Raw genomic sequence first — 12,696 nt, 5'->3', positions numbered from 1 at the left:
GCATGTTCGGTGTAATGATAGTCATGTTATCCGGTGTTCTGATCGGATATATACTACGGAATATTCGAGCCATACCCGCCCTCGTTTCCAAAATCAACATTTACATTATTTTCCTGTTACTTTTCGTGATGGGTCTATCGGTAGGTAGCAACCCGCAAGTTATACAAGGGCTGGGAACCCTCGGCCTCTTAGGTATCGCAATCTCCGTTGTATCCATTGCAGGGAGCGTATTTTTATCATGGATCGTTTACCGTCACCTATTCAAAAAAGAAGATGACCAACGATCATGAAAAATAGTCTCATCATTCTGTTATGTTTTGCGGCGGGAGTACTCTGTTCCTACTGGGGCATAATTCCCGAGTGCGACGACTCCCTCAGCCTCTATATCCTGTACGTCATGATGTTCTTGGTGGGAATAGGACTCGGCAGTGATTTAACCGCACTATCCGCTCCCATCAAAAAATATAAATTCCAGATTTTGTTAATACCGTTATCCACGATCGTCGGGACAATCGCCGCTTGTTGTCTGTTCTCGCTATTCTGTCCCGTTCCGTTACGAGAAACCGTTGCCATCGGTTGCGGATTCGGATATTACAGTCTATCGGCAATTTTACTGAACGAGCTTGCAGGAGCCGACATCGGTACTATCGCTCTTATTTGTAATCTGAGCAGAGAGCTTTTGACACTTCTTACAATTCCGCTACTTGCCCGTTATTGCGGGAAATTAGCCCCGATTACAGCCGCAGGAGCAACCTCCATCGACACGACTCTACCTCTCATCAGCGCCACCCTCGGAGAAAAATACGTCATCTTCGCCATCTTTCACGGCATCATCGTCGATATTTCAGTTCCCGTCCTCATCTGGCTATTATACCTGTGATTGCCCCCGACATACAGAACCACACGGGTATCTGTCAAAACGACCAAAACGGTGCAAAAATCAATCGAATATACCCTCTATGCTCTCCACGGGAGCTGTAACGGATTCTTCGATATATGAACTTCCGCTACAAGGATCGGAATACTCCTCAGGAATCTCGAAGTCGCTATCTTGTGAATAACCCAGACTTTGATCCCCATAAACTTTCTGCATATAAAGACCATAAATAGGCAATGCCATACTGGCTCCCTGCCCATCGGCCATACCATCGAAGTGAATCGAGCGATCCTCGCCTCCTACCCATACACCGGAAACTAAATCGGGAGTAAATCCCATAAACCAACCGTCCGAATTATTATTGGTCGTCCCTGTTTTACCTCCCATAGGAGCAGTAATACCATAACGGAAACGAACACGACCGCCCGTTCCGTGATCTATCACATCTTTCAACATCGGCAAAATGCGATAATAAGCCTGTTCACTGAAAACCTCGGTCATCGAAGGCGTGAACTCGGCTATTACATTCCCTAAATTATCCTCTATACGAGTCACATACAAAGGGTCTACACGCACGCCTTTGTTCGAAAAGGCTGTATAAGCCGTCACCATTTCCTCGACCGAGACCTCGACCGGACCTAAACAAAGAGAGATGACTTCATCTATCTTATTTTTAATCCCGAACGAATGCATCAACCTCGCCAATGACGAGGGCGACAACTTATCCATCAATCGAGCAGAAATCCAGTTATTCGAATTTGCCAACCCCCAACGCAAAGAAACCATCTCGCCCACACGCGCTTTCGACGAATTCCGAGGAGACCAGGGCTTCCCGTCTTCTGTAATCAATGTAGGCTGTTCATTTAAAAACATATCGCAAGGAGTAAATCCCTCCTCCATCGCCAATGTATATAAGAACGGTTTCACGGTCGATCCTATCTGGCGCCGTCCCACCGAAGCCATATCATATTGAAAATGCGTAAAATCAGGACCGCCCACATAAGCCTTCACATGACCTGTATTCGGATCCATAGACATAAATCCCACTCGCAAGAAAGATTTCTGATAACGGATAGAATCCAATGGAGACATAATCGTGTCGATCGAACCTTGATACGAAAAGACCTGCATCTCGACAGGAGTAATAAATGCCTTTCGAATCTGCTCGTCGCTCGCACCCGACGCCTTCATCGCCCGATAACGATCCGACTGCTTCATCGCCCTATCCAAGATTGACTCCCGCTCTTCCCGAGTTATGCTTCGGGAGAACGGCGCATAACTCCGTCCTTTTTTCTCGACGAAGAAGCGAGGTTGTAAATACCCGCCCAAATGTTTTTCCACAGCCTCCTCGGCATACCGTTGCATCTGCGCATCGAGCGTCGTATAGATTTTCAACCCATCGGTATAAATATTATACTTGGTTCCGTCAGCCTTCACATTTTTCTCGCACCAACCATACAACGGATTATTCGCCCAAGCAATGGAATCGTCTATGAATTTTTGAGCTTCCCACCCCCGATATTCCGATTTCACAGGCTTTTTTGCCGTCATCATCAATCTCAATTGCTCTCTGAAATAAGGAGCCAACCCCTCTTTATGATCCACCCGGGTATATTTCAGCTCCAAAGGCAAAGCTTGTAAAGAGTCAAGTTCCGCCTTTGTAATATACTTGGCCTTATACATTTGGTTCAAAACCGTGTTACGACGCCCCCTCGTGCGTTCGTTAAACCTGCGGGGATTATAATACGAGGGATTCTTGCACATACCCACCAACGTCGCAGCCTCCTCTATTTTCAACTTATCGGGAGTCGTATGAAAATAAATGTATGCCGCCGATTGTATCCCGACTGCATTATTCAGGAAATCGAAATGATTCAGATACATATTCACGATTTCCTCTTTGGTATAAAAACGTTCGAGCTGTACAGCTATAACCCATTCCTGCGGCTTCTGGAACAACCGTTCCACCACATTATCGGCATTAGGAGAATAAAGGAGTTTGGCCAACTGTTGGGTAATCGTACTTCCTCCCCCCGCACTCTTTTGAAATAATAGCCCTCGTTTGATAAAAGCCCGGAACAAAGCCTTCACATCTATGCCGGAATGGTCCTTGAAACGAATGTCCTCCGTAGCGATAAGAGCATTGACCAAATAAGGAGAAATTTCATCATAATGTACATACACCCGGTTACTCTTGCTTTGATAAAACCGGCCTATTACTTCCATATCGGAAGAATAAATCTCCGAGGCGAATTTATCTTTCGGATTTTCCATATCCTCTATCGGCGGCATATATCCTATCCACCCCCATGCAATCATCGCAAAGGCCGCAACGACAAGAACAACGATTCCCCCAAAGGCATACCACATATACCGCACAATACGCGATGTATCCCCGATAGATTTTTTCAACTTACCCACTTTCATCTCTCCATCTATGCATTTATTAACAAAGTCTTAAAAGCCATTCGCTCTATCCGCAGCCAATTGTTAAAGCAAAGGTAACAAATATATTTTATCCGAATACATTTTGTAGATTTATAAAGAATATTTTTTATGTCTGAACACTTGGCTTTCGGTCTTTTTTTACTATCTTTGCTTAGTGAAATGAGTGGGCAAGAACAAACATATAATCCATTACGGCACAGGCATTTTTATAAAAGCCAAGAAATATATTCTCTTGAAGAGAAACAAAATAAAAAGCCAATATGACTTTTATAGTCGTGTTGGCTTTTTTGTTAACGAGCATTGTAATATAAAAACAAATCATACCGACGATGAAACGTGAGAGTTTAGTATCTATTACCGATTTTTCAAAAGAAGAAATTCTGGATCTTCTCGAAAAAGCGCGTCGATTCGAAGAAAATCCCAATCGAAAAATTCTGGAAGGTAAAGTCGTGGCGACTCTGTTCTTCGAGCCTTCTACCCGCACTCGACTCAGCTTTGAAACCGCTGTCAACCGATTAGGCGGAAAAGTCATTGGATTTTCAGACGCCAGCACGACCAGCTCCTCAAAAGGAGAAACACTGAAAGACACCATCATGATGGTAAGCAACTATGTCGACTTAATCATCATGCGCCACCATCTCGAAGGTGCTGCCCGTTATGCCTCTGAAATTTCTTCCGTTCCCGTTATCAATGCAGGAGACGGAGCGAATCAGCACCCCTCGCAAACCATGCTCGATTTATATTCCATCTACAAGACACAGGGCACTCTATCGAACCTGAACATTACTATGGTGGGAGATTTAAAATACGGACGTACCGTACACTCCCTGCTGATGGCTATGTCTCATTTCAATCCCACATTTCATTTCGTCGCACCCGATGAACTGAAAATGCCTATCGAGTATAAACTCTTCTGTGAACAAAATCATATTCCCTACTTCGAACACACCGAATTTTCCGAAGAGGTAATCAATCAAGCGGATATTCTATACATGACCCGGGTTCAACGCGAACGATTCACCGACCTCATGGAATACGAAAAAGTTAAAAACGTATATACGCTGCACAACAGTATGCTCGAACACAGCAAAGCTAATCTGAGAATCTTACACCCGCTCCCCCGGGTTAATGAAATTTCTTACGATGTCGACAGCAATCCCAAAGCCTATTATTTCCAACAAGCCAAAAATGGACTATTCGCTCGGCAAGCCATTATCTGTAAAGTTTTAGGAATTGAAGTTTAACCCCTTTTATTTTCGGTAATCATGAACGACGAAAAAAAAGAACTAAAAGTAGCGGCTCTCGAAAACGGAACCGTCATCGACCATATACCTTCGAGCCAATTATTCAAAGTAGTGTCTATCTTAGGACTTGAAAACTGTACGAACAGCATCACCATCGGCAATAACTTAGCCAGTAAAAAAATAGGGAAAAAAGGTATCATCAAAGTTGCCGACCGTTTCTTCAAAGAAGAAGACTTGAATAAGATCGCATTGGTAGCCCCGGCTGCACAAATCAATATTATCCGCGATTACCAAGTCATCGAAAAACGGAAAGTATCTTTACCGGACATCGTGCATGGCATTATCCGCTGCGGAAACCCCAAATGCATCACGAATAACGAACCGATGGAAACCATATTTCATGTGACCGACAAAATCGATGTCCAAGTAAAATGCCATTATTGCGAGCGGTCGGTAACCAAAGAAGAAATAGAAATCTGTTAATTCTTCCGATATATGAAACAAAGTTGGAAACCCGGGACTACCATCTACCCGTTGCCGGCTGTTCTGGTCAGTTGCGGTAATACGCCCGAAGAGTATAACCTCATTACGGTAAGTTGGGTCGGCACGCTCTGTACCAATCCTCCCATGTGCTACATATCCGTTCGACCGGAAAGATATTCCTACGAGATTCTAAGAAAAAACATGGAGTTCGTAATCAATCTCACGACCGTTCAAATGGCAAAAGCGACCGATTGGTGCGGCGTTTCCTCCGGAAAGAATTATAACAAATTCGAAAAAACAGGATTCACTCCGAAAACCGCTCAAATCGTAAAAGCTCCCTACGTCGAGGAATCTCCCCTCTGTATAGAATGCAAGGTAAGAGAAATTATCAGCCTCGGGTCCCACGATATGTTCATATCCGACGTAGTAAACATATTGGCCGATGATAAATATATAAATCCCGAGACAGGCGCGTTCGATATGCAAAAGGCCGATCTATTGGTCTATTCCCACGGGCATTACTACGAAATAGGAAAAGAAATAGGGAAATTCGGTTGGTCTGTCCAAAAGAAAAAATAAATAGACAGGTATGAAGAGAATCACTACGGTTATCTGCATGGCACTCTTATGGATTCTTACAGTTCAAGCTCAAATACAAGAATTGAACGTAAGCAAGCGATTCAATTGGGGAATCCGCTTGGGAGTCAATGCGCCGTTAGTCGACATAAGACATTTGACCCTGAACGGAAACAAAGTCGACGAATCCGATTCCGAATCGAGGCTGGGATTATCCGGCTCTTTTATAGGAAGATACAATTTCAAAAAACATTATATACAACTCGAAGTGGGCATGCATCAGTTCCATACCCGGCTATATAATCCCGACTACGAATTACGTAAAATCAATACTTCGGCTTATACCCTCGATGTTCCCATACTATATGGCTATAACATCACCAAACATGGCCCATACCTCATGAATCTTTTTGCTGGTCCCCGGGTTTCCTACATCTTTAATGAAACAAGCGGAATAAGCACTACGGGAGGTTCATTCCGCAACCTAATCTACGATGAATCCCCTAACAGCTTTTCATTCTATTTGATCGGCGGATTGAGCACCACCATAGGGCATCTATACATCGACTTTCGGTATGCCTATTGTGTGGGAAATTCCAAAGATTTATCTTTCAAAGTCAATCCCGATGAGCTCCAAACCAGTCAGGTAAAACTGTCCAGAGCCGTCAACGAATTGAGCATTTCAATAGGATATTTATGGTAAAAACTTTTAATACACAACACAATATGAAAAGAGACGACATTATTTTCGACATCATTGAAAAAGAGAATCAACGACAACGAAAAGGCATTGAATTGATTGCTTCGGAAAACTTTGTCAGCGATCAGGTCATGCAGGCAATGGGTTCTTGCCTGACCAACAAATACGCCGAAGGGTATCCCGGGAAACGCTACTACGGAGGTTGCGAAGTGGTAGACCAAAGCGAACAAGTCGCTATCGACCGTATCAAGAAACTGTTCAATGCCGAATGGGCGAATGTTCAACCGCATTCGGGAGCACAAGCAAACATGGCCGTATTCATGGCCGTGTTGAACCCCGGTGACAAATTCTTGGGGCTGAACCTTTCACATGGAGGCCACCTTTCGCACGGAAGCCCCGTAAATTTCTCCGGACTGATGTTCCACCCGTTGGAGTACAGTGTGAAAGAAGATACCGGATACGTCGATTATGACATGATGGAAGAGGTAGCCTTGCGCGAACGTCCGAAACTGATTATCGGCGGAGCCTCGGCTTACTCTCGCGAATGGGACTATGCCCGCATGCGCAAAATAGCCGATGAAATAGGCGCCATTTTTATGGTTGATATGGCTCACCCCGCCGGGCTCATAGCCGCCGGATTGTTGGACAATCCTTTGAAATACGCTCACATCGTCACCTCGACCACTCATAAAACCCTGCGCGGGCCCCGTGGAGGTATTATCCTCATGGGTAAAGATTTTGAAAACCCCTGGGGTAAAAAAACACCTAAGGGAGAAATAAAGAAAATGTCAGCATTACTCGATTCGGCAGTCTTTCCGGGAGTACAAGGTGGTCCGCTTGAACACGTTATCGCAGCTAAAGCTGTATCGTTCGGCGAAGCCCTGCAACCCGAATACATCGAATACCAGACTCAGGTGAAGAAAAATGCCGCTGCTATGGCAAAAGCATTCATGGATAAAGGATACAAAATCATATCCAACGGTACTGACAACCACTGCATGCTCATCGACTTGCGTACCAAATTCCCCGAATTGACAGGAAAAGTCGCCGAGAAAGCATTGGTTCAAGCCGACATCACGGTGAATAAAAACATGGTTCCGTTCGATAGCCGCTCTCCGTTCCAAACATCGGGTATCCGTGTGGGAACTCCGGCGATAACGACTCGTGGAGCAAAAGAAGAAATGATGTGCGAAATCGTAGAACTTATCGACACGGTTTTGGCCAATCCAGAAAGTGAAGCCGTCATCAAAGCCGTTCGGGAAAAGGTCAACGGCATGATGAAAGAATACCCCATCTTTGCTTATTAACACCGTTTATTCATTTCAAGAACACTCCGAATGGAGTGTTCTTACTTCATTTTAAATACCATGAAACTTCTATCGAAACTTTCTTTACCATTCATATTCTTTACAGCAATACTGACTCTTGAATGCGCAGCGCAAGATTGGCCCAATCTGAATCGTTATCGCGATGCCAACAAAGCTATTATGGAAATGAGGAAAAACGACTCGGAAGATGCCCGTAAAAATTGGGTTGTCTTCATGGGTAATTCAATTACACAAAATTGGGCTTCTCTGGATCCGCAATTCTTTTCCGAAAATGACTACATCGGAAGAGGAATCAGCGGACAAACCAGCTCTCAAATGCTTCTGCGATTCCGACAAGACGTGATACATCTGGTTCCCAAAGCAGTCGTCATATTGGCCGGGACAAACGACATAGCCGGGAATACCGGCCCGACGAATATCGATATGATCATGGACAATATCAAATCCATGACAGAACTGGCACAAGCCAACCATATAAAAGTCGTCTTATGTTCCGTACTCCCTGCCAATCGATACGGCTGGTCTCCCGAAGTCCAACCGGCAGATACGATTATTGCCTTGAACGAACTCATTAAAGATTACGCCCGCTCGAAACGATTGGTTTACGTCGATTTTTATACCGCCCTTGTCGATGAACAAAAAGGGTTAAACCCCAATTACGGCAGGGATAGCGTCCACCCCAACCTCGACGGATACAAAGTTATGGAACCATTGGTTGTTAAAGGAATCAAACGAGCGTTATCCCGCCCATAGGTCGCCATCTCCAAGCGATTTCCATAAAAAGGCTCGAATTTTTCGAGCCTTTTTCTTTTTATCATTTGATTCCGTATTTCTTTAATATCCTCATAATCTGAGGTTGGTATTGCTCTACCATACGATCGAATCCCAAGTCGTTAGGGTGAGTACCGTCCACCGAACCTTCATGATCTGTCCCGATGGCATGATTGTCCCGAATCAAATACAGGTCTTTTATACCTTGTTTCTTTAACAGTTCATACTGTTTCACAAATGCCTCGCCTTGACGGGTACAACGATCGTGCACAGCTTGGTCACTGTATCCGTTTTCCCTCATATAAGTCTCTATCATGATAATAGGAGTTCCCTGATGATATTTCCGAATCGTGTTCACCAAATATTGAGTACGCTCCGTGATTTCCTTAGGAGAAGGATTCGGCATACAATCCAAAATAAAAGCATCGGCATCGATATCTTTCAACATATCGGCCACCGCAGCCTCCATTTTACCGTTTCCGCTCAAACCGTAATTCACGAAATTGATACCCGTATTTCTCGACATTCGCGCAGGGTACGCCAGCCCCGAACGACTGGCACAAGCCCCATGCAAGATACTCGATCCATACATAAGAACCGTATGACGGAACGGAGACGGCTCTGCCTCGATAAAAGACCCCTCGTCTACTCCGATTTCCAACGAACGTACCTCTTCGAACAACGGAAGATATAACAAAAACCTATGTACCCCCGGCTTTAAATTCTTGGTGATGACCCGCTCTTGCTCCGCTTTTCCTGCCGACGGAGTGCCTGCGCCCACCGGTATCCATTTTCCGCCGTCATTCATATACAAATCCAATCCTCTATCGCATATCGGCGTAACGTTTCCCATCACACCTTTTCCCTTCGTTGTCCAACGAGCGGCAACCGTCGGGCTATTGGTCTTAAAACTAACGACCAATCCGGCCGAATGCGTAAACAACCGCTTTACTTGAAACGGCATATCGTTATACTTCACCGTATCGACCCGGTGATAGACATTTTCGGGAGTCGGCATCACTTTCCCGATGAGCGTCAAACGAGACGCATCTACATACTTCAATTCCGCATTTATTGGCAAAATAAAAGCCGAAATCATACACAAAGCGGCAATTAAATTTCTATGTTCCATGGATATGATTATAAATTAGTTATTGATTACACTACATCGGGTCTACATCATAATAGAGCAACAAAGTCTTAAACCGGTCGTCCACCAACATATTTTCATAGACCTGTTTCAAAATCTCCTTTACTTTCGGCATCGATGCCGAAAGTTCCATTTTCAAGACGACCTTCCGTATATATAAAGACTGAATACGAGCCACAGGCGGATTATCGGGGCCTAACACACGTGCGCCGAATACCTCTCTCAACAGAGATGTATATCGTACCGACAACTCCTGCAAAAGAGTCTCGTCCCTATGTTTCAGATAAATATATATCAACCGGGTATAAGGTGGATAAGAAAAAGCCTTTCGCTCGGATAACTGCATGTTATACATACCCTCGTAATCATGAGCGATTACCTGACGTATCAGAGGAGATTCCGGCTGAGAAGTCTGTAATACGACCACGCCCTTCCGATTTTTCCGACCGGCTCGTCCCGAAACTTGCTCCATCATCTGGAAAGCTCGCTCATGGGCTCTGAAATCGGGATAATTCATCATCAAGTCGGCACTCAATATCCCCACCACGCTCACATGGTCGAAGTCCAATCCCTTCGTAATCATTTGCGTGCCGATAAGGATTTTATTCTTTTTCTTTGAAAAATCTTCGATGATCTGCTCATAAGCACTACGGGAACGGGTCGTGTCCAAATCCATACGAGATACCGGTATATTCGGGAAATGTTGAGCAATATCCTCCTCTATCCGTTCCGTTCCGAAACCCATCACCCCGATCGTAGGCTGTCCGCAAGCCGGACACACTTTCGGTATCTCATACGTAAAACCGCAGTAATGGCACGTCAGCTGATTAAAACGCTTATGATAAGTCAGACTCACATCGCAATGTTCGCACTTGGGAACCCATGCACACTGTTTACATTCCACCATGGGCGCGAATCCCCGCCGATTTTGAAACAAAATAACTTGCTCGTCCCCGTCCAAAGCAATCTGCATGCGATTGAGCAATTCAGGTGTAAAATTCCCTCGCATACGGTTCTTTTTCCTCATCTCCCGCACATCTACCGGGATAATTTCGGGTAACTCCACATCGTTAAATCGACTCTTCAATTCTACCAGACCATATTTCCCCTGCCTCGCATTGAAATAAGTTTCGACAGCCGGGGTAGCCGTTCCCAACAAAGTCTTAGCCCCATGCATCGACGCCAAAACGATCGCCGCATTACGAGCATGATAACGGGGAGCCGGGTCGTACTGCTTATACGAAGTTTCATGCTCCTCGTCGACAATTACCAATCCCAAATCGCCGAACGGCAAAAAAATGGAAGACCGCACACCCAAAACGATTCGGGGAGAATGGTCGTCGAGCAATGTATTCCAAATCTCCACCCGCTCGTTATCCGAGAACTTCGAATGATAAATCATCAATTTATCCCCGAAAATTTTGCGTAAACGATTCGTCAACTGTGTCGTCAATGCTATTTCGGGAACCAAGTATAATACCTGCCTGCCTTCGTGCAGAACACGGTCTATCAAATGAGCATAAATCTCTGTTTTCCCGCTCGATGTGACTCCATGCAACAACGTGACGGAATGCTCTTTAAATGAATCAGATATTTGCCGATATGCAACTTGTTGGGCATCGCTCAACGGAGCAGCCTCTTGAACAGTATAAACCTCTGCCTCGAAACGACTTATCTCTTTCTTATACGGTTCGAACAGCCCCTTCTCGACCATAGCACCCAAAACCGCCGAAGACATTCCCGAACGATCGAGTAAGCTCTTCCGGGAAACCTCTCTCAGTTTTCCCTTTTGCATAAACAAAGATAAATCGAGAAACGACAGTAGCATCGTCTCCTGCTTCTTGGCTTGCTTCACGCATTCAAACGCATGGCGCAAAGCCGCATCATCGCCTTGTTGGAACGTCAAACGAATATAAGTTTCCGTTTTCGGACGGTAGTTCGTCTTCAACTGTTCGGAGACAAAAACAGCCTCTCGTTCGAGCAACACCCGCAAAGTAGGTAAAATATTGCGCATTCCGCTCTCCTTTTCGAGTTCCTGCACGGTCATGCGTGACTTCTTGCCCAATGCCGCCAACAGCATCCATTCGCGCTCTTTCAAACGATTATCGTCCGGTTCCTCGAAATCCGTATTCAACGTGACCGTCGTTTCACTTTCGAGTTTCAATCCCGAAGGCAACGCTGCTTTATACACATCGCCGACCGAACAGAGATAATAATCGGCGATCCATTCCCAGAACTGTAATTGGGGACGGCGCAAAACAGGACGCTCGTCAAGCACCGAAATAAGCTCTTTCACCTCGTATCCCTGTGGCATGACATCGTGCAACCGAACTACAATAGCCGTATAATACTTTTTCCTGCCGAAAGGAACCACGACCCGACTGCCAATTTGCAAAGCCTCCTGCAAATCGGAAGGAATCCGATACGTAAAATATTTATATAACGGCAGCGGTAATACAACGTCGGCAAGTGTGCTCATATCAAGTCCTGTTCTTTCCAAGAGAAATCGAAAATACCCTCTCTCTTTCATGCAAAGATAGCGAAAGGTGAGAGCAGAGGCAAATGGAAATTTCATTTCCGACTTGACCATGCCGAACCGAACCCTATCTCCATAGTGACAAAGATACATATAAGCAAGAGCAGAGCAAAACAAAGCTCGCTTTAATTTTATTCTGCCGAGCGGAGGTATCTTCGAGTTTCAACTCAAAGATAGCGAAAAGAGAGTGCAAAGACAAACGGAAATCATATTTCCGACTTGACTATGCCGAACCGTATCTATATAAATATAGTGAAAGTCAAAGGTAGAAACGGGTTTATTCGGGCACAGTAGGAAATCAGTGAGATTTGTCCCTTTACCCCCCCTACACTCCACGGCATTGCAAGACATTCACACACTCCTCCCTAGCCGTGTCTCGTAGCCTTACGGGGGTTGCAACGCAAAGTATAGAGCAAGGTAGCACAGCCGGAGAGTAAAAACAGTAGAACCATGTTATCGAAAGATTTCTACACTCCTCCCCTGCGTTTTGCAACGCAAAATATAGAGGAGGTGGCACGTAGTGACGGAGGGGTTAAAAAATATCCGCAACAGAGAAAACGTATCAAGGTATCAACCCTCTCCC

Annotated in this window: 11 protein-coding genes; 8 read left to right on the top strand and 3 right to left on the bottom strand. The window is 45.0% G+C overall.

All coding sequences use genetic code 11. From position 1 onward, the window contains the following. Positions 1-14: 14 nt before the first annotated feature. Together QVD32_RS03770 and QVD32_RS03765 are read left to right on the top strand one after the other, a co-directional pair. Entirely contained in the window at positions 15-290 is a 276-nt protein-coding gene (locus QVD32_RS03770) for a LysO family transporter (protein WP_157260369.1), read from the top strand. After that, complete coding sequence (locus QVD32_RS03765; protein ID WP_021891116.1) at positions 287-880, top strand: LysO family transporter; 594 nt, start codon at positions 287-289, stop codon at positions 878-880. Before QVD32_RS03770 ends, QVD32_RS03765 begins: the two co-directional genes overlap by 4 nt. Positions 881-940: 60 nt before the next feature. On the opposite strand, the gene QVD32_RS03760 is transcribed toward QVD32_RS03765, so the two are convergent. After that, on the bottom strand, positions 941-3,304 hold the full coding sequence (locus tag QVD32_RS03760; RefSeq protein ID WP_373134880.1) for a transglycosylase domain-containing protein: 2,364 nt from the start codon (positions 3,302-3,304) through the stop codon (positions 941-943). Positions 3,305-3,654: 350 nt separating this feature from the next. On the opposite strand from QVD32_RS03760, the gene pyrB reads away from it, so the two are divergent. The 6 genes from pyrB to QVD32_RS03730 are packed head-to-tail and all read left to right on the top strand — an operon-like array spanning position 3,655 to position 8,409. Then, entirely contained in the window at positions 3,655-4,569 is a 915-nt protein-coding gene (gene pyrB / locus QVD32_RS03755; protein ID WP_046411328.1) for an aspartate carbamoyltransferase, read from the top strand. Between the two features lie 21 nt (positions 4,570-4,590). Then, positions 4,591-5,052, top strand: a complete 462-nt coding sequence (gene pyrI / locus QVD32_RS03750; protein WP_021891120.1) for an aspartate carbamoyltransferase regulatory subunit — start codon at positions 4,591-4,593, stop codon at positions 5,050-5,052. 12 nt (positions 5,053-5,064) lie between these two features. Further along, positions 5,065-5,631 (top strand): flavin reductase family protein, encoded by a 567-nt coding sequence (locus tag QVD32_RS03745; RefSeq protein ID WP_046411325.1) that lies wholly within the window; start codon positions 5,065-5,067, stop codon positions 5,629-5,631. 10 nt (positions 5,632-5,641) lie between these two features. Continuing rightward, positions 5,642-6,331 carry a porin family protein gene (locus QVD32_RS03740; RefSeq protein ID WP_021891122.1) on the top strand — a complete coding sequence of 230 codons (690 nt, stop codon included), beginning with the start codon at positions 5,642-5,644 and terminating at the stop codon, positions 6,329-6,331. A 23-nt stretch (positions 6,332-6,354) separates the two neighbouring features. Next, positions 6,355-7,635, top strand: coding sequence for a serine hydroxymethyltransferase (gene glyA / locus QVD32_RS03735; RefSeq protein ID WP_021891123.1), 1,281 nt, complete (start codon positions 6,355-6,357; stop codon positions 7,633-7,635). 60 nt (positions 7,636-7,695) lie between these two features. After that, entirely contained in the window at positions 7,696-8,409 is a 714-nt protein-coding gene (locus tag QVD32_RS03730; protein ID WP_229033609.1) for an SGNH/GDSL hydrolase family protein, read from the top strand. A 61-nt stretch (positions 8,410-8,470) separates the two neighbouring features. On the opposite strand, the gene QVD32_RS03725 is transcribed toward QVD32_RS03730, so the two are convergent. Both QVD32_RS03725 and priA read right to left on the bottom strand, forming a co-directional pair. Then, positions 8,471-9,559 (bottom strand): SGNH/GDSL hydrolase family protein, encoded by a 1,089-nt coding sequence (locus QVD32_RS03725; RefSeq protein ID WP_118686888.1) that lies wholly within the window; start codon positions 9,557-9,559, stop codon positions 8,471-8,473. A gap of 31 nt (positions 9,560-9,590) precedes the next feature. Further along, positions 9,591-12,056 (bottom strand): replication restart helicase PriA, encoded by a 2,466-nt coding sequence (priA, locus tag QVD32_RS03720; RefSeq protein ID WP_118686889.1) that lies wholly within the window; start codon positions 12,054-12,056, stop codon positions 9,591-9,593. Positions 12,057-12,696 lie beyond the last annotated feature (640 nt).

It is taken from the genome of Barnesiella sp. (genome assembly GCF_022723415.1).
GTDB classification, from domain to species: Bacteria; Bacteroidota; Bacteroidia; order Bacteroidales; family Barnesiellaceae; genus Barnesiella; species Barnesiella intestinihominis.
This window is presented reverse-complemented; position numbering and strand designations above follow the sequence as displayed.